A 17,516-nucleotide genomic window follows, 5' to 3' on the forward strand; every position below is an offset into this window, starting at 1 on the left:
TTATGTCAAAAAAACTATTTGGATTGCTTTGTTTCCAATTGTTTTCTTTTACATTATTTTCTCAAAATGTAACGGTTTTAGATGCTTTTTCCGGTGAACCTATTGAGGCCGTCACCTTAAATTCTAATCATCCAAAAATAGCAACAGTTACGAATTCAAAAGGGGAAGCTACACTAACTGATTTCAAAGACGCCAAGAAAATTTATATCCGTTGTTTGGGTTTTGAAACTCAGATTATCAGTTACAATCAAATCGAAAAAAATAATTTTACACTTTATTTGAATCCTGAAAACACCTCTTTAAATGAAGTGATTATTTCTACTTCCAAATGGCAGGAAACCAAAAAAAGCATTCCCAATTCCATAGTTACTTTTAAAATGAAGGACATTCAACTAATGAATCCGCAAACGTCTGCCGATTTATTAAACAATACGGGAAAAGTGTTTGTTCAAAAAAGTCAATTAGGCGGTGGAAGTCCCATGATTCGAGGATTTGCAACCAATCGTGTGTTATTGAATGTAGATGGAATCAGAATGAACAATGCTATTTTCAGAAGCGGAAATATTCAAAATGTTGTTTCTATTGATGCCAACAGTATTCAGAATACTGAAGTTATTTTGGGACCGGGAACCGTAATTTACGGTAGTGATGCCATTGGCGGTGTTATGAATTTCTACACTTTTGAGCCTGAATATGCCAAAGAACACCCTTTTTATTCGGGAAATGCTTTAAGCAGATGGTCATCGGCCAACAATGAAAAAACAATTCATTTTGATTTGAATGTAGGCACTTCAAAATGGGCTTTTGTCACTTCTGCAACGGTAAGTGATTATGAAGATTTGAGAATGGGAAAACACGGTCCGAGAGCATATACGCGTCCTGATTTTGTTCAAACTATTGATAATGTAGACGAAATACAAACCAATAACAACCCAAATATACAGGTTGAAACCGGATATAGTCAAATCAATTTATTGCAAAAAATTGCTTTTAAACCCAATGAGTATTGGAATTTTATTTATGCCTTTCACTATTCTACCACTTCCGATTTTAACCGGTACGACCAGTTATTGCGAAGAAGAAATGATGTATTGCGATTTGCAGAATGGTATTACGGCCCACAAGAATGGACCATGCATCATTTAAAGATAAGTCATTCCAAACCCAACAAATGGTTTGACAAAGCCCAATTTAATGCCAGTTATCAATTATTTGAAGAAAGCCGACACAATCGAAATTTAAATGCTACCCTTCGAAACAGCAACATCGAAAATGTTGGGGCTTTTTCATCAAATTTTGATTTTATCAAAAAAATAAATGACAAACACAAACTGTCTTATGGCGTAGAGTACATTCATAATAAAGTCAACTCCGAAGGATTTCAAACCTCACTGCTAACTGACGAAAGAGAAGCTATCCCATCACGATATCCTGATGGATCCAATTGGCAATCGTTGGCTACTTACTTGCAATATGAAAACAAGATCAATCAAAAATTCACCTTTCAATCCGGTTTCCGATTCAATCAAATTTGGCTAGACGCTACTTTTGATTCTTCCTTTGTGGACTATCCATTTGAAAAGACAACTATCAACACCAGTGCCTTTACAGGAAGCCTTGGATTTACTTATTTAGCAACCGATAAAACAGCTTTATTTTTCAATACCGGCACCGCTTTTCGTTCACCAAACATTGATGATATCGGTAAAACGTATGAAAGCACCCCGGGAAATGTTGTGGTGCCTAATGCAAATTTAGAATATGAATATGCCTATAATTTTGAAGTGGGTATTCTTCAAAAAATTGCACAATCCGTTGCACTTGACCTAACCGGATTTTATACGATTGTAGAAGACGCATTGGTTCGAAGAAATTTCACTTTTAACGGAGCAACTACCATTATATTTCAAGGTGAAGAAAGTAACGTTCAAGCTATTCAAAATGCGGCAAAAGCAAATGTTTATGGAATTCAAGCCGGATTAAACATTGAACTCTCTCCCATCTTAAATTGGAAAACCAATGCCAATTGGACCAAAGGTGAAGAAGAACTAGATAATGGAAATAAAGCTCCCTTGCGACATGCCGCTCCATTTTTTGGTGATAGTAGGTTGCAATTAAAAACCAGAAATTGGACTACCGATTTATCTGTAATTTACAATTCTAAAATAAAATCAAAAAACTTAGCTCCATCAGAAATTGAAAAAGAGTACTTGTATGCTCTTGATAGTAACGGTCAACCTTATGTACCTAGTTGGTATACTATTAATCTAAAAGCACTCTATAAATTAGATAAAAATTGGTCGTTTTCCGGAGGCATTGAAAATATTACCGACCAACGTTATCGACCCTATTCGTCGGGTATTACTGCGGCCGGAAGAAATTTGATTTTGGCGGTTCGAACTTCATTTTAGCACAAAAAAATCCTATCAAAACGAATCTTGATAGGATTTTTTATAAGTGAACTTTATTTATTTTTTACTCCACTCCGCAATGCTGTCTTTGTTCATTTTTACATAATCAGCATTCCCCGCTTTTTCAGCAGCATCTAAAGAAACTTTAGCTGTTTCGATAGCCCCTTTTTTATCGCCTAATTTAGCTTGTATTTGTGATTTCAAACGGTTGTACCAAAATGGTGTACCTTTAGCGGCAGTCATTTCAGTGGCTTTATTCATATAGTCTAAAGCTGTTTTCATGTCGCCGTTAGATTGAAAATAATATTGAGCTGCAGAAAAATAATCAGAAGCTGCAGGTCCGGATAAAGCTTTAGTAATGTTATCCATTGCTAATTTTTTGGTTGGCACTTCAAATTTGATAGCTGCCAATGTTTTTTCCCAAGAAATTTCTAAATGGGCAAAATCATTATCCACGTTATTCAATGCAATGGTAAATGTTTCAATGTGTCGATTTTGCATTTCAGGTTTTACATTCGTTTTTAAAGCTACTTTTGCTTCATCCCAATTTTGCGGTGTTCCCCAATTTTCCGTATCTGTATAAAAAACAACTTCCCAATTATCCGCTTTTGGTGTTACAAAAATGGCATACTTTCCTTTTTTTAAGGTTGTACCACCAATTACAACGTCATCCCCAAAAGTAATCATGGAGTTTTGATTAGCTCCGGTACGCCATAATTTCCCAAAAGGCACTAAATCCCCAAAAATGGTTCTTCCTTTTGCACTCGGACGACTGTAATCAATTTCAACATTGGTTAAACCAACAACTTGTTCAAAATTAGCTCTCGGACTTGGAGCCGGAGTTTTTACTTGTGCTTCCATTGAAATTGAAGTCACTAAAAACAATGCAGCAAATACTATTTTTTTCATTTTTAAATTAGTTTAGTTATTCTTCAAAATTACAATTTCGTAAGTTCTTACTATGTTAAAGAAACCATAAAACAATTTATTTTGTTTAACTTTTATAAAATAATATTAAACATTTATTACCTTTACAAAAAATAAAACATGAAAATATATACGCTTCATACCAAACAAAATCTACCGATTTCATTAGAAGAAGCTTGGGATTTTTTATCGAGTCCGAAAAATTTAAAAACCATCACGCCTGATTACATGGGATTCAACATTTTGAGTGGTGCAGAAAAACCGATGTTTCCCGGACAAATCATACAATATATTGTAACTCCGGTATTAGGCATCCCAACCAAATGGGTAACAGAAATTACCCATGTTAAAGACAAAGCCTATTTTGTGGATGAGCAACGATTTGGACCTTATGCCTTGTGGCATCACAAACATTTTTTAAAAGAAATTCCAGGTGGTGTTGAAATGGAAGACATCGTTGATTATAAACTTCCGATGGGAATTTTGGGTCAAATGGCACATCCGATTTTGGTTAAACCCAAGTTGAAAGAAATTTTTGACTACAGACAGAAAAAACTAATTGAACTTTTTGGAGAATATAAAGGATAATATGAAAAACATACTTTTAATCGGTGGTTCCTACGGTATAGGTTTAGCCATCGCAAAAGAATTACAATTTGAAAGCAACATTTATATTGCTTCACGAACTAATGATCAAATTTCAGATTTGAAAGTCACTCACATTCCTTTTGATGCTACTTCTGACACTTTAGATGTTTCGCAACTTCCATCTACAATTGACGGCTTAGTTTATTGTCCAGGCAGCATCAATCTCAGACCTTTTAAAGGCATCAAACCCGAAACTTTTGAAAGCGATTTGCATATCAATTTTATCAGTTTGGTGAAAGTCATTCAATCGGTTTTACCTAATTTAACCGCTTCGGAACAATCGAGTATCGTTATGTTCAGTAGTGTAGCTGCTTCAATGGGAATGCCTTTTCACACCAGTGTTGCTGCTGCAAAAGGAGCCATTGAAGGTTTTGCAAAAGCATTAGCCGCAGAATATGCTCCGAAGATTAGGGTAAATGTCATTGCACCATCGTTAACCGAAACGCCACTTGCTGATAAATTTTTGAATAATGATGTGAAAAAAGAAAAATCATCAGAACGTCATCCGTTAAAACGATTCGGTCAACCCGAAGATTTGGCTCAAATGGCACAATTTCTTTTGAGTGATAAAAGCACATGGATTACAGGACAGATTTTTCATGTGGATGGCGGGATGTCAACTTTGCTTGTAAATGGTTAACTTTGACCTATTACCCATTACCATTAACCTATTACCCAAATTATGACTATTTTTTGGTTTCGAAGAGATTTACGTTTAGACGATAATATTGGACTTTTTCATGCTTTAAACAGCAATGAAGAAGTGCTACCTATATTCATTTTTGATGCATTTATTTTATCTCAATTACCTAAAGACGATGCTCGGGTAACATTTATTCATGAACTGCTTTCGAACCTACAGAAACAATTAGAAGAAAAAGGAAAATCTCTAGCTGTTTTTCATGGAAACCCTTTTGATGTATTTCAAAAACTACTTATTGAAAATAAAATTTCAGCCGTTTATACCAATCATGATTATGAACCTTATGCTCGCAAAAGAGACAAGGAAATCTATCAATTGTTTAAAGAGCATGCTGTCGAATTTAAAACGAGTAAAGACCAAGTTATTTTTGAAAAAAGTGAAGTGGTAAAAGATGATGGATTGCCTTATGTAGTCTATACTCCGTATTCCAGAAAGTGGAAAGAAAAGTTTAAAACAATTCAATTAGTTCCTTATGATTCTGAAAAAAAGTTGGACAAAATTGTCAAGCACTCCTACCCTTTCTTGAGTTTGAATGACATCGGATTTGAAGCTTCCAAAATTAAAGTTTCGCCTTATGATATTTCAGATAAATTAATTTCGAATTACGAAGCTACTCGAAATTTCCCGGCTGTTTCAGGCACGTCTATGTTGGGAGCTTATCTTCGATTTGGAGCAGTTTCTATCCGAAAAATGGTAGCCAGAGCAATCGAATCTAAAAACGAAACCTTTTGGAATGAACTGATTTGGCGTGAGTTTTTCATGCAAATTCTTTGGCATTTTCCGCATACTATTAACAGAAGTTTTAAAGAAAAATACGATGCTATTCAATGGAATAACAACGAAGCAGATTTTAAAAACTGGTGCGAAGGCAAAACCGGTTACCCGATGGTAGATGCCGGAATGCGTGAATTGAATGCCACCGGGCACATGCACAACCGTGTGCGAATGGTAGTAGCCAGTTTTTTATGCAAACACCTATTAATCGATTGGCGTTGGGGCGAAACCTATTTTGCTCAAAAACTCTTTGATTACGAACAAGCCAGTAATGTGGGCAATTGGCAGTGGGCAGCCGGTTCAGGTGTAGACGCTGCTCCTTACTTTCGAATCTTTAATCCTACAGAACAAATTAAAAAGTTTGACAAAGACTGGAAATATATTAAAAAATGGGTTCCAGAAGTCGAAACAGCTGCTTATCCAAAACCAATCGTAGACCATAAAGATGCTCGCGAGCGTTGTTTGCGAGTTTACAAAGAAGCGGTTGGCTAAAACTTAAAAAGAAAAAATTACAATGAAAATTGTTTGGTTCAAAAGAGATTTGCGATTAACTGACCATGAAGCTCTCTTTCGAGCTTTGGAATCGCAGAAGCAAACGCTATTACTCTACATTTTTGAACCTTCATTATTGAACGACCATCATTACAGTCAGCGTCATTTTGATTTTATCAAACAATCGTTGGAAGAACTTCAAAATCAATTAAAACCTTTTCAAACTCAAATTTTAATTATTGAAAGTGAAGTAGTTGAAGCATTTGAAAAAATCAATCAAATTCAACCCATTTCGACTATTTATTCCCACCAAGAAACAGGAATACAACTCACTTTTGAACGAGATAAAGCGGTGGCTTCCTTTTGTAAAAAACACAAAATCGTTTGGAATGAATTCATCACCAATGGTGTAAAAAGAGGATTATCCAATAGAGCTACATGGAAAGACGATTGGTGTGAATTTATGGATTTGGTCCCATTTTCATTTCAACCCAAATCAAATTCATTTTTGTCTCCAAATGATTTTGAAAAAATTAGTTCCATTTTCAAACTTGTTTCATTAACTACTTCCAAAAACACACCTTTTCAAAAAGGAGGCACCTCAACAGGAATGCGGTATTTGAAATCTTTTTTAAGAGAACGGGTTGTTAATTACAGTAAACACATTTCGAAACCTGAATTAGGAAGACACAGTTGCAGTAGAATTTCACCTTACATTGCTTGGGGAAATTTATCGATGCGACAAGTGTGTCAATTGGCATTACAATTCAGAGATCAGAAAAAAAATGTGCGTCAAATAGATAATTTTGCTTCACGATTACGATGGCAGGCTCATTTTATTCAGAAATTTGAAATGGAATGTCATATGGAATTTATTGCTGTAAACAAAGGCTATCGCAATCTTAACCAAACTATAATTCCGGAATTTCATCAAGCTTGGATTGAAGGAAAAACAGGCGTTCCTTTAGTGGATGCTGGCATGCGATGTTTGAATACTACCGGTTATTTAAACTTTAGAATGCGGGCTTTGGTGGTTTCCTTTTACACCCATCATTTATTTCAACCGTGGCAAAATTGTAGTCCGCATCTGGCTCAACAATTTCTTGATTTTGAACCGGGAATTCATTATCCGCAAATTCAAATGCAAGCGGGAGTGACCGGAATCAATACGTTGCGGGTTTACAATCCTGTCAAAAATTCCTATGAACATGACCCAGAAGGTACTTTCATCAAAAAATGGGTTCCTGAATTGGGTTCCATTCCAGCTGCATTTGTACACGAACCCTGGAAATTAACTCCCATTGAACAAATGCTATATGATTTTGAAATAGGAAGTAATTATCCTTTTCCGATAGTCAATTTAGAAGAAGCCTGGCGTTTTTCAAGCGATTTTTTCTGGTCCATGCGAAAAGAAAAAGCCGTTAAAATGGATGGAAAAAGAATCGTTGACAAGCACACATTACCCAACAGCAAAAGGAGCTAAAAAAGTTAAATAAATGACTATTTAACACAATTTGGATTAATATTGATTACCTTACAACAAATATAAATCTAATTACAATGAAAAAAAGTGTATTTCTATTAAGTTTAATGGCCGGAATTGTTTCAATTTCATGTGGTCAAAAAGAAGAAAAACCTGCTGATACAATTATTATTGAACAGCCGGCTCAAGAATCAGCACCTAAAGTAGAAGAAGAAAAAGACGGAACTTCGTTAGAAGTTACTAAAGACGGAGTAAAATTTGAAACTAAAGATGGAGATAAAAGCACCTCTGTTAAAGTTGAAGGTAACTAATAAATACAAACTAAACCCCTTTTTACGAGGGGTTTAGTATTTTAAATTCCTAATTTTATTGAAAGTCAATTCGTTAAAATGACTTATTACTTCATCAGCCATCGCATAGTCTTGCAACTTCGAATTCACACTATCATAACCAATACAATAAATTTCAGCCGCTTTAGCAGCTAAAATTCCGTTGGTACTATCTTCAATTACGATACAATTTCTTACCGGTGTTTTGGCTAATTCCGCTGCTTTCAAAAAAATAGCAGGATGTGGTTTTGATTTAGGAAAATCTTCCCCAGAAACTTTGTGTGTGAAATAGTTATCCAAATTAAAGCGATTGAAAATTCGCTGTATAGTTACGTTTGCAGAAGAAGAAGCCAACACCATTTGCATTCCGTTTTGATATAACTCTTTGATTAAATCTTCTACTCCATCCAATAAATACAAATCTTCCTTTTGATCAAAAGCATCGTTGAATAAGTTTCGCTTGGTTTCTACTAAAGTTTGAATATCTTCTTTCAAATTGTAAATTCCCTTCAAACGTTCATAAATATTTTTGGTAGAATTGCCTGTAAACGAAGCATACATTTCAGGTGAAACGTCAATATTTAATTGTTTAAAATGTTGTTGATAGGCAAAATGATGCACCGGTTCGGTGTCAACGATTACGCCATCCATGTCGAAAATTACGGTTTGTATCATTTTTTGAGGTTCTGAGGGACTAAGGTTTAAAATTTTGTTATCCTCAGTACCTTAGTCCCTCAGTACCTTAGAGCCTTTTTTTTATCTCTTCAACAAATACTTCACCACCGTCTCCGCCGCATACAAGCCAAAAAGGCAAGGCATCCAACTATTGGTTCCATAGAATGATTTTTTGAAGTTTTTGCCGTCGGTCATTTTTAGGCTGGATTCATCTTGAATTTCTGAGGAGAAAACGACTTTTAATTTGTCAATTTTTACTTCTTTCAACCGTCTTTTCATCGTTTTGGCCAGGTAACAGTTTTCGGAATTATTAATGTCGGTTACTTTCACTTTTGAAGCTTCCATTTTTCCTCCGGCACCCATACTTGAGATTATCTTGACACGTTTGCGTTTTGCTGCGATAATTAAATTCAATTTGGGTGTGATACTGTCAATGCAATCCAGCACATAATCAAACTCTTCAGCAACCACTTCAAAAGCTCTTTCGGGCGAAAGAAATTCCTCTAAACGGGTAAGGTTCAATTCCGGATTAATATCCATCAAACGATCGCCAACCACGTGTACTTTTGGCATTCCAATAGTAGAATGCAAAGCCGGCAATTGACGGTTAATGTTAGTAATATCCACCACATCGCCATCCACAATGGTCATATTTCCTACTCCGGCACGGGCTAGAAATTCGGCAGCAAAAGAACCAACACCACCTAAGCCAACTACGAGTACGTTAGCGTTTTTTAAATTGTTTACTCCTTCTTTTTTAAATAAGAGCTCCGCTCTTTCTTGCCATTTAGCCATTGCTAGGTAATAGGTTAAAGGTTATGGGTAATCGGTGTATCGTCCATTTTCATTCTAAAAACTTTTTCAAAATTTGCTTTTACGATGGACTTTATTTCTTCAATTTCTATGTTTTTATAGTTTGCTGCTAACGCATAAACTTCTTCTAACGATTCATCCACGGTGTCGGTTTCTAGAAAAAATTTATCATTTGGTACGGATTGAAAAACCGATTTTAACTCCGGATTTCGCAATAAATATTTCCCGAACGAAAGATAAAATCCGTTGTCCAAAAGTTGTTTTGCTGTTTGTTCGCTTTTAGAAAATCCGTGAATAATCATTGGAACCGTAACGTTTTGTTCTTTTTTGATTTGTATGATTTCCTGAAAAGCAGCAACGCAGTGCAAAACTAATGGTTTTTGCTGTTTTTCTGCAATTAAAATTTGAGCTTTGAAGATTTTTTTTTGAATTTCGATGGGAATTTCAATGCGTTTATCGAGTCCACATTCGCCTAAAGCGAGACAATTCTCTAGAGCTATTTTTTGGTCAATAATTTCTAAATCAGAGGACAACCTGCTTTCATTACTATACCAAGGATGAATACCGATAGAATAAAATGGGATTGTTTCATCAAATTCCCAAGGGTATTGATTGACCAATTCAAGAATGTTTTCTTGGTTGGTGAAGTGGTGTGTATGAAGGTTGAAGAGTTTTGGCACAACAAAAAAATTACTTCTTAAACGTCTTCACTCCAGCTTTTATTTCTACTTTTAAATCATTTTCTTTTGGAACGATTGGGCAGGAATAGACTTCGTTGTAGGCACAATATGGATTATAAGCTTGATTAAAATCAACTGTCCAATTCTTTCCTTTTTGGATCTCGAGGTCGATGTAACGACCACCGCCATAACTTTCTACACCGGAAGTGTAATCGGTAAAAGGAAGAAACAAACTGTTTTTGTAACCCGGCTTTTTAGCAAATTCAACATTTTGATAGACATTTAGTTGACAAGGAATCCCGTCGATTTTAAAATGGAGTTCACCGTATTTGACATAAATTGGTTTTCGTGAAGTGGTAGTTTTCATTTCAAACGGTTTTTCCTTTTTAGTTCGGATGAATTTGGCTTGCACAAAATAGTTTTCATTGATTGGAAAAAATTCTAAATCTTTAAAAACAGCTAAATCTTTTTTCTTGAGCGGACTTTTGGCAGAATCTCCATAATGCTCATTCATCTTTTTTTGAAATTGAATAACGGAATCGCGTTCAAATTTTTGTTGCGAAAAAGCAAGTTGTGTAAACAGGAATAGAAATAGTATTTTTTTCATTATTTTATAGTCTAATTGCTAATTACTCTTTTACAAAAACTTTATACGTCCAAGGAGCCATTGAAAAAGTTGTATCTTCATTAAATGTTATCATTTTCTGCGTTGTAAAATCCCGATAAGTCCCGTGATATAAATCCTCTTTTAAAGTAACATTTTGAGTATTCGCGGAAAAATTAAACACACAAAAAACTTTATCTTTCTCATTTTGTCTCACAAAACTAAACACTTCTTTTTCATTTGTGTTGGGTACTTTTATCATCAATGCACCCCAATCGGCATGCCATAAAGCCGTATTTTTTTTCATTAAAGCAAATAATTTTTTATATAAATCTCCTATCGGATGCGGTTTCCAAACGATTGGGTCTTTTTCAAAAAAGGCTAACCGCTTGGGTTCTCCGGCTTCTTGACCGTTATAAATCAAAGGCATTCCGTCACCAACAACTGAAAGTACAATCGCAGCTTCCACACCGTCACCAAATTGTTCCCACATGGTGCCTTCCCAGGCATTTTTATCGTGGTTACTCACAAAAGTCATTCGAATACTGTTATCAGGAAAGAAACTTTCATTCCAAGAATAATAAATATAGAGTTCATTAACATCAGCTTGCCCTTTGCAAATTTTATGTAATTTTTCGTTCCAACTCCAAGCGTAAGTCATGTCGAATGCGTGGGCATGCATGTCACGAGATTCCCATTCGGCCAACATAAATACAGGTTTAATCGCGTCTAATTCTGTTCTTAGATTATCCCAAAAATCGATGGGAACAAATCCGGCAACATCACATCGATACCCATCAATATCGGCTTCTTTGACCCAATATTTCATGGCTTCGGTCATGTATTTACGCAATTCCGGTTTGCTGTAATCCAAATCAATAATATCATCCCAATCCCACCATGGCGTAGGTCTGAAGTTCCCTTTATAATCTCGTTTGTACCATTCCGGATGTTGGTTTACCAGATTATTATCCCAAGCAGTATGGTTAGCTACCCAATCTAAAATGACATACATTCCAAGTTCATGTGCTTCTTTTACAAAGGCTTTTAAATCGTCTAAGGTTCCAAATTCTGGGTTCACTCCATAATAATCTTTTACAGAATAGGGACTCCCTAAGGTTCCTTTTCGATTTTTTTCACCAATCGGATTGATTGGCATAAGCCAAATAATATCAATACCCATTTCTTTTAATCGGGGTAATTCTTTTTGAGCGGCCCGAAATGTTCCTTCTTGAGAAAATTGTCGTGTATTTAATTGATAAATAGCAGCATTCTTAGACCATTCGGGATGTTTCACTTGCACATATTCTTTTGGAATATATTGATCTTCTGAAGCTATTTCGGTTTTTTTTGTTTCTGTGGAATTACATCCCAGTACTAATCTGGCAATGAAAATCAAAGTAAAAAATTGAAGTGTTTTCATATAGAACAAAAAATTTGATTTTGAATGTATAAATATAATTAAAAAGAACTTTATCATTTTAATTGAAATGAAATTCATTATTTAAAATCCTTTTCTTTACGCCATAATTACCTAGCCCAAATAGTAGTGGATAGCCGGAATAGCTTCTAAAAAATCACAACCATTATTTATTGCTCCGTTCGCTTTTTAAACAAACGCAACTTTGTACCTTTGTTGCTCTCAATTTTTACCGATGCTCAAGACTGCTTTTTCAAGATATATTAATTCTTTTCGTGGATTTACGCGAGAAATTTGGATTTTAACTCTTGTTACTTTTATTAACAGAGCGGGTACGATGGTGTTGCCGTTTTTAACTAAGTATTTGAATGAAGATTTAGAATTTAGTTATTCGGATGTGGGAACAATTATGGTGTTTTTTGGTTTGGGTTCAATGTTAGGTTCCTATTTGGGTGGAAAACTGACGGACAGCATTGGCTTTTATAAGGTAATGATTTTCAGCTTATTTGTGAGTGGTTTGTTATTTTTTGGCCTTCAATATGTGACCTCATTTTATGGATTGTGCATTGCGATGTTTGTGATTATGACCATTGCCGATATGTTTCGTCCGGCGATGTTTGTTTCACTAGGTGCATATGCTAAGCCCGAAAACCGTACGAGAGCCCTAACTTTAGTGAGATTAGCAGTCAACTTAGGTTTTGCAGCCGGTCCTGCCATGGGTGGATTGATAATTATGAATATTGGTTATCATGGTTTGTTTTGGGTGGATGGTGCTTCGTGTATTCTAGCCATTTCTATCTTTTGGTTGTTGGTCAAAGAAAAGAAAAAAACAATTGAAGAAAATGCCGTTTCAGAAAGTCTTGCGGTAAAATCGGTTTACAGCGATCGTCCTTTTTGGGTATTTTTGTTAGTGATTTTTATCACAGGAATGGTTTTCTTTCAGTTGTTTACCACGCTTCCACTCTATCATCAAAAGGCGTATGGTTTAACCGAATTCCAAACCGGATTACTCTTGACACTCAATGGTTTTTTGGTCTTTTTGTTGGAAATGCCCATAGTGAATTATTTTGACCGCAAGAAAGTGAATAAGGTAAAATTAGTTTTAGTTGGGTCATTGTTCATGGCTTTGGGATTTTATGTCCTTCTACTAAATGTATGGGCCGGCATTTTAGTCATCAACGTTTTATTTTTGACTTTTGGAGAAATTTTTGCTTTTCCATTTTCTAATTCTTTTGCATTAGGTCGTGCTCCACGCGGACAGGAAGGTCGTTATATGGCTTTTTATTCGATGAGTTTCAGTTTGGCTCACATCATGAGTTCTAAAACAGGAATGAATATTTTTGATCATTTTGGCTATTTAACTAACTGGGTTGTCATGGGAACTTTGGGAATGGTTGCTGTTGCGTGTTCTTTTTGGGTGATGAAAATGGTACGGGAGGAATAGGTTTGAAGGTTGTGGGTTACGGGTTGCGGGTTACGGGTTGCGGGTTGGGTTGGCTTACTAGAACACAAAACTTCCATCTTCCATCTTCCATTTCCCATCTTCCATCTCTCTAAAACTTAATTTTTAGTTAAATAACTACTTTTATAGTTGCGTAACTAAAAATATAGTTGTAGATTTGTTTTAAACTTTACAACCATGCAAAAGCTCACGAATAAAGAAGAAGAAATCATGCACATTTTATGGAAGTTAGAAAAAGCTTTTGTAAAAGATGTGATGGCGGCTATTACCGAAGACCAACCGCATTACAACACCTTATCAACCATTATTAGAAATTTGGAAGAGAAAGGGTATGTTTCGCATCAGGCGTATGGCAACACTCACCAATACTATCCTATAATCACAAAGGAAAAATATCGTAAGGCATTTATGAATAATGCGATTGAAAATTATTTCAATAACTCCTACAAGAGTATGGTTTCGTTTTTTGCGGAAGAAGAGAAAATTTCTGCCGAAGAACTCAGAGAGATTTTAGACATTATCGAAAAAAAGAAATAGTATGGATGTGGTGTTTCTCTATTTTTTAAAAGCAAACGGATTATTGGCCTTATTTTTTGTGGCCTATTATGTCATGCTTCAAAAAGAAACCTTTTTTAATTCCAACCGTTGGTATTTATTACTCGGGTTGTTTACTTCCGCATTATTACCTTTGTTTTCCTATACTAAAATTATTTATGTTGATCCACAAACTGTAAATTACACCACTTATGATACACTTGCTACTAGCACTGCTTCAGAAGTTGCACCTTTTGATTGGTTTTTTATTGGCACTACTTTTTACGTAGTTATCAGTCTCTTATTATTTTTTAAAATAATACTCAATCTCTTTTCTGTACTACGTCTTTTGTCACAGAAGAAACGAATGAAAAACGATTCCTTTTCAGTGGTTAACCTAACTGAAAATTTAGCTCCTTTCTCTTTCTTCAATTACATTGCTATTAACCCCAATTTATATACCGCAGAAGAGCTTGAAAGTATTTTATTGCATGAAAAAGTACACAGCAAGGAAAAGCACTCTGCAGATATTTTGTTGGCCAATTTATTTTGTGTGCTCTTTTGGTTCAACCCCTTTATGTGGTGGTATAAAAAAGCCATCATCCAGAATTTAGAATACATAGCCGATCAGAAAGCAGTTAAAAAATGTCAAAATAAAACCCATTATCAAAAAGCATTACTACGGGTAGTTACTAATCAAAATTACCTATCAATCACCAATCATTTTAATCAATCATTAATCAAAAAACGAATCGTTATGTTAAACACAAATCAATCCAAAAAGCAAAACACATTGAAGTATCTTTTTGTAGTTCCAGTCCTAATTTGTTTTGTCATTTTCTTTCAGATGGAAGTCATTGCCAAAGAAAAAGCCACGCCAAGCAGTTTAAACAAAAGCTTGGATGAAATGAAAATCAAACTGGAAATCAATAAGAATACCACTGATGCTGAAATGAAAAAAGAAAAAGAAGTATTCAAAAAGGAATTTGATACGGATTTAAAATTTTCTAAAGTAAAAAGAAATTCAAATGGTGAAATCACGTCCATTAAAGTAGATGTAAAAGCGAACAAAGGGAAATCGGAAACCTATCAGTTTTCGGGTAGCGAACCCATAAAACCTTTTGTTATTTATGCTTCAAAAGACAAAAACGGAGTCGTTTCTGTTGGTTATGGCAAATCCGGAAAAACAAAAGTTTACACTACAAATGACAAATCCATAGTCTTCAAAGGCGATGATCTTGATTTTGATTTTAGTTTTGAAATGCCTGACATGCCGGATTTGACAGATTTACCGAATATCCCAGACATGCTTGAACTTGAAGAGCTTGCTGAACTGTCAAAAAATAGAAATTATGAAATAGCACAGCTAAAAGATCTTTCAAAAATTAAATCTATTATCGTGCATCGCAATAACGATCAAGAAAAAGCACATGTGATAATTAACGGCAAAGTGATTCAAGAACCAGACCTACCAATAGGTCAAAATTTCAACTTTTCATGGAGCTCAGATGAAGATGCTACTGAGGTAGTAAAAAAACTGCGAGGTGAAGCTCTTGCCAAAGCAAAAATTGAAATCGAAAAAGCCAAACCGGAGATTGAACGTGCGAAAATTGAAATACTACGTTCGAAAGACGAGATCAAAAATTCTAAACTGGAAATGGAGCACTCCAAAAAAGAAATTGAGTTGGCTAAAATAGAATTAGAAAAAGCAAAAATTGAGTTAGAAAAAGCACGATTAGAATTAGAAAAGGCGAGACAAAGAAAGGATTAATTCAAAACAAAAAACGGCTACTTAGTGTTAGCCGTTTTTTTTATTACTTTTGAAAAAAAACTATGTTTTCAATTTTAGCCAAACTCAATACATTACTACTTCCCAGTTTCACCAAACAGCGATTGGATTTGTCTAAGGCTAAAAAGTGGCAGATGGCCATAATAGGTTGGCGTTATTATGTTACCACAAGAGCTTTAGATGAAAAACAATAGTTATTGCATCGCTGCAAAAATTTCATAGTTCTTAATTTTATCTCTTCCTTTTAAGAAAGGGATTTCCATTAAAAAATTAAGCTGTACAATTTCACCACCTAACTGTTCCACTAATTCACAAACTGCTTTTGCGGTGCCGCCGGTGGCCAACACATCGTCATGAATTAAGACCCTATCCCCTTTTTGAATGGCATCGGTATGAATTTCTAAAGCGTCTGTTCCATATTCCAAATCATAGGAAGCGGAGATGGTAGTAAAAGGCAACTTTTTGGGTTTTCTCACCGGAATAAAACCCACTTGCAACGCTTCCGCTAACAACATCCCGAAGAAGAATCCGCGGCTTTCCACGCCAATAACTTTGTCAATTTTTTTGGAATGTAGTGAAGAAAGTAACATAGTCAGGCATTCTTTACGACCTTCCGGATCTAATAACAAAGGCGTAATGTCCTTAAAAACAATCCCTTCTTTTGGAAAATCAGGAACAATTCGAATGTACTTATCAAGTGCCATAAAAAGTGGTTTAAATTTAAATTTTGATTTGCAAGTTAAGCAAAAATAACTATATTTGCACCCGCATTAAGGCCTCGTGGCGCAACTGAATAGCGCACTTGATTACGGCTCAAGAGGTTACTGGTTTGAATCCAGTCGAGGTCACGAATAAATAGTAAAAAAGAAAAAACGCCAAGCTTGCTTGAGCGTTTTTTTGTTTTTACTATTTTCAAAGCGGAGCTTTGTTGGATGTTGCTTGCAAAATCCAATGAGGTCACTAAAGAATGAAAAGCCCACGCTATCGCGAGGGCTTTTTTTATGGTTTATTTTTACTGTTGGGTTGCAGAGAAGTCAAAGGATGGGTAGCGTATTGTTTTACGAAACTTTTTCGTCGCATTAAAGTCGAACTATCGTCGGAGTATCGTCGGAGTATCATTGGAGTATTGTTGGTGTTGCATCTCTTATGTTACCCTCATGACCCGTCCTGCATGTAACAAATTTGGGTCTGTATTATGTTGTTTTTTTCTATTTCTAAAATAGGATATTTGTTAAAATCTGTCACGTTTGATGCTTTATCCATACTCTATCTATACTCTATCTATACTTTATCTATACTTTATCCCTACTTTAGTTGTACTGTTTGACCCGTCTGTGACCCGTCCTAAAATAACTATACAAATTATTAAATCCATCTTATTATTGAAAACCATTAAAAGGACTAAATGATTTGTAAATTTATTATAGGATTACGTAGCAGTATGTAAACTTATTTTTTAGGATGGAGACAAGATTGTGGGCACGAGCGAGACGCTCGCGCACAATGTCATTAAGTTAAGCTTATTTTTTTGCAATCCCGATAATTATCGAGAGCAAAGTCGCAGAAAAACGTATTAAAATTTAGGTTTAGCGTATCCTTCTCAAGACCTTCTTTCTTTTTCAAATTACAAAATCCTTAACTCAATGATATTGTGCTCGAACGAGCTGGGGATAAGCTTTGTGTTACTTGGATTATGGGATCCTTCCTTCGTCAGGATGACAAACTGGGGGTGATTTGCTTTGTGTGACTTTTTCAAATTACAAAATCCTTAA

The 17,516-nt window shown here is 35.2% G+C and carries 17 protein-coding genes and 1 tRNA gene; 11 read left to right on the forward strand and 7 right to left on the reverse strand.

Features of this window, described 5'->3' with window-relative positions; all coding sequences use genetic code 11:
• Positions 1 to 2 precede the first annotated feature (2 nt).
• Positions 3 to 2,411, forward strand: a complete 2,409-nt coding sequence (locus IEV15_RS08395) for a TonB-dependent receptor (RefSeq protein ID WP_188362076.1) — start codon at positions 3 to 5, stop codon at positions 2,409 to 2,411.
• A gap of 57 nt (positions 2,412 to 2,468) precedes the next feature.
• Here IEV15_RS08395 and IEV15_RS08400 read toward each other — a convergent pair whose 3' ends face one another.
• The gene (locus IEV15_RS08400) at positions 2,469 to 3,320 is read right to left on the reverse strand and encodes a DUF2911 domain-containing protein (RefSeq protein ID WP_188362077.1); all 852 of its coding nucleotides are present in this window, start codon (positions 3,318 to 3,320) and stop codon (positions 2,469 to 2,471) included.
• Positions 3,321 to 3,458: 138 nt separating this feature from the next.
• Here IEV15_RS08400 and IEV15_RS08405 point away from each other — a divergent pair, with 138 nt between their 5' ends.
• From IEV15_RS08405 to IEV15_RS08425, 5 genes are all read left to right on the forward strand, one after another.
• The gene (locus tag IEV15_RS08405; RefSeq protein ID WP_188362078.1) at positions 3,459 to 3,926 is read left to right on the forward strand and encodes an SRPBCC family protein; all 468 of its coding nucleotides are present in this window, start codon (positions 3,459 to 3,461) and stop codon (positions 3,924 to 3,926) included.
• A 1-nt stretch (position 3,927) separates the two neighbouring features.
• Positions 3,928 to 4,626, forward strand: coding sequence for an SDR family NAD(P)-dependent oxidoreductase (locus IEV15_RS08410; protein ID WP_188362079.1), 699 nt, complete (start codon positions 3,928 to 3,930; stop codon positions 4,624 to 4,626).
• A 42-nt stretch (positions 4,627 to 4,668) separates the two neighbouring features.
• Positions 4,669 to 5,955, forward strand: coding sequence for a cryptochrome/photolyase family protein (locus IEV15_RS08415; RefSeq protein WP_188362080.1), 1,287 nt, complete (start codon positions 4,669 to 4,671; stop codon positions 5,953 to 5,955).
• A gap of 22 nt (positions 5,956 to 5,977) precedes the next feature.
• Positions 5,978 to 7,438, forward strand: coding sequence for a cryptochrome/deoxyribodipyrimidine photo-lyase family protein (locus IEV15_RS08420; RefSeq protein ID WP_188362081.1), 1,461 nt, complete (start codon positions 5,978 to 5,980; stop codon positions 7,436 to 7,438).
• Between the two features lie 77 nt (positions 7,439 to 7,515).
• Entirely contained in the window at positions 7,516 to 7,749 is a 234-nt protein-coding gene (locus IEV15_RS08425; protein WP_188362082.1) for a hypothetical protein, read from the forward strand.
• 33 nt (positions 7,750 to 7,782) lie between these two features.
• On the opposite strand, the gene IEV15_RS08430 is transcribed toward IEV15_RS08425, so the two are convergent.
• The 5 genes from IEV15_RS08430 to IEV15_RS08450 form a co-directional block, all read right to left on the reverse strand.
• Complete coding sequence (locus IEV15_RS08430) at positions 7,783 to 8,442, reverse strand: HAD family hydrolase (protein WP_188362083.1); 660 nt, start codon at positions 8,440 to 8,442, stop codon at positions 7,783 to 7,785.
• A gap of 81 nt (positions 8,443 to 8,523) precedes the next feature.
• Entirely contained in the window at positions 8,524 to 9,237 is a 714-nt protein-coding gene (locus tag IEV15_RS08435) for a tRNA threonylcarbamoyladenosine dehydratase (RefSeq protein ID WP_188362084.1), read from the reverse strand.
• 14 nt (positions 9,238 to 9,251) lie between these two features.
• Entirely contained in the window at positions 9,252 to 9,935 is a 684-nt protein-coding gene (locus IEV15_RS08440) for a TatD family hydrolase (protein ID WP_188362085.1), read from the reverse strand.
• A gap of 10 nt (positions 9,936 to 9,945) precedes the next feature.
• Positions 9,946 to 10,542 (reverse strand): DUF1684 domain-containing protein, encoded by a 597-nt coding sequence (locus tag IEV15_RS08445; RefSeq protein WP_188362086.1) that lies wholly within the window; start codon positions 10,540 to 10,542, stop codon positions 9,946 to 9,948.
• A 22-nt stretch (positions 10,543 to 10,564) separates the two neighbouring features.
• Positions 10,565 to 11,962 (reverse strand): alpha-amylase family glycosyl hydrolase, encoded by a 1,398-nt coding sequence (locus IEV15_RS08450; RefSeq protein ID WP_188362087.1) that lies wholly within the window; start codon positions 11,960 to 11,962, stop codon positions 10,565 to 10,567.
• 232 nt (positions 11,963 to 12,194) lie between these two features.
• On the opposite strand from IEV15_RS08450, the gene IEV15_RS08455 reads away from it, so the two are divergent.
• The 4 genes from IEV15_RS08455 to IEV15_RS14615 all read left to right on the forward strand — a co-directional run bounded on the left by IEV15_RS08455 (position 12,195) and on the right by IEV15_RS14615 (position 15,938).
• Positions 12,195 to 13,403, forward strand: coding sequence for an MDR family MFS transporter (locus IEV15_RS08455; RefSeq protein WP_188362088.1), 1,209 nt, complete (start codon positions 12,195 to 12,197; stop codon positions 13,401 to 13,403).
• A 195-nt stretch (positions 13,404 to 13,598) separates the two neighbouring features.
• Positions 13,599 to 13,958, forward strand: a complete 360-nt coding sequence (locus IEV15_RS08460) for a BlaI/MecI/CopY family transcriptional regulator (protein WP_188362089.1) — start codon at positions 13,599 to 13,601, stop codon at positions 13,956 to 13,958.
• Between the two features lies 1 nt (position 13,959).
• Positions 13,960 to 15,726: a M56 family metallopeptidase gene (locus tag IEV15_RS08465; RefSeq protein WP_188362090.1), complete on the forward strand. Its 1,767-nt coding sequence runs from the start codon at positions 13,960 to 13,962 to the stop codon at positions 15,724 to 15,726.
• Positions 15,727 to 15,788: 62 nt separating this feature from the next.
• Positions 15,789 to 15,938 (forward strand): SsrA-binding protein, encoded by a 150-nt coding sequence (locus IEV15_RS14615; RefSeq protein WP_229734121.1) that lies wholly within the window; start codon positions 15,789 to 15,791, stop codon positions 15,936 to 15,938.
• Here the strand turns inward: IEV15_RS14615 and IEV15_RS08470 are convergent, their stop codons facing one another.
• Positions 15,939 to 16,448, reverse strand: a complete 510-nt coding sequence (locus tag IEV15_RS08470; RefSeq protein ID WP_188362091.1) for an adenine phosphoribosyltransferase — start codon at positions 16,446 to 16,448, stop codon at positions 15,939 to 15,941. It lies immediately after the preceding gene.
• Positions 16,449 to 16,518: 70 nt separating this feature from the next.
• On the opposite strand from IEV15_RS08470, the gene IEV15_RS08475 reads away from it, so the two are divergent.
• Positions 16,519 to 16,592 (forward strand) — tRNA-Arg (locus IEV15_RS08475).
• The last annotated feature ends 924 nt before the right edge of the window (positions 16,593 to 17,516 follow it).

Source organism: Flavobacterium orientale, from assembly GCF_014638005.1.
Taxonomy (GTDB): domain Bacteria; phylum Bacteroidota; class Bacteroidia; order Flavobacteriales; family Flavobacteriaceae; genus Flavobacterium; species Flavobacterium orientale.

Bases quoted from the DNA above. Each gene is read 5' to 3' on its own strand.
- IEV15_RS08430 (WP_188362083.1), bottom strand. From the start codon at position 8,442: ATGATACAAACCGTAATTTTCGACATGGATGGCGTAATCGTTGACACC.
- IEV15_RS08470 (WP_188362091.1), bottom strand. From the start codon at position 16,448: ATGGCACTTGATAAGTACATTCGAATTGTTCCTGATTTTCCAAAAGAA.
- IEV15_RS08415 (WP_188362080.1), top strand. From the start codon at position 4,669: ATGACTATTTTTTGGTTTCGAAGAGATTTACGTTTAGACGATAATATT.
- IEV15_RS08445 (WP_188362086.1), bottom strand. From the start codon at position 10,542: ATGAAAAAAATACTATTTCTATTCCTGTTTACACAACTTGCTTTTTCG.
- IEV15_RS08425 (WP_188362082.1), top strand. From the start codon at position 7,516: ATGAAAAAAAGTGTATTTCTATTAAGTTTAATGGCCGGAATTGTTTCA.
- IEV15_RS08420 (WP_188362081.1), top strand. From the start codon at position 5,978: ATGAAAATTGTTTGGTTCAAAAGAGATTTGCGATTAACTGACCATGAA.
- IEV15_RS08400 (WP_188362077.1), bottom strand. From the start codon at position 3,320: ATGAAAAAAATAGTATTTGCTGCATTGTTTTTAGTGACTTCAATTTCA.
- IEV15_RS08410 (WP_188362079.1), top strand. From the start codon at position 3,928: ATGAAAAACATACTTTTAATCGGTGGTTCCTACGGTATAGGTTTAGCC.
- IEV15_RS08395 (WP_188362076.1), top strand. From the start codon at position 3: ATGTCAAAAAAACTATTTGGATTGCTTTGTTTCCAATTGTTTTCTTTT.
- IEV15_RS08460 (WP_188362089.1), top strand. From the start codon at position 13,599: ATGCAAAAGCTCACGAATAAAGAAGAAGAAATCATGCACATTTTATGG.
- IEV15_RS08435 (WP_188362084.1), bottom strand. From the start codon at position 9,237: ATGGCTAAATGGCAAGAAAGAGCGGAGCTCTTATTTAAAAAAGAAGGA.
- IEV15_RS08405 (WP_188362078.1), top strand. From the start codon at position 3,459: ATGAAAATATATACGCTTCATACCAAACAAAATCTACCGATTTCATTA.
- IEV15_RS08450 (WP_188362087.1), bottom strand. From the start codon at position 11,962: ATGAAAACACTTCAATTTTTTACTTTGATTTTCATTGCCAGATTAGTA.
- IEV15_RS08465 (WP_188362090.1), top strand. From the start codon at position 13,960: ATGGATGTGGTGTTTCTCTATTTTTTAAAAGCAAACGGATTATTGGCC.
- IEV15_RS08455 (WP_188362088.1), top strand. From the start codon at position 12,195: ATGCTCAAGACTGCTTTTTCAAGATATATTAATTCTTTTCGTGGATTT.
- IEV15_RS14615 (WP_229734121.1), top strand. From the start codon at position 15,789: ATGTTTTCAATTTTAGCCAAACTCAATACATTACTACTTCCCAGTTTC.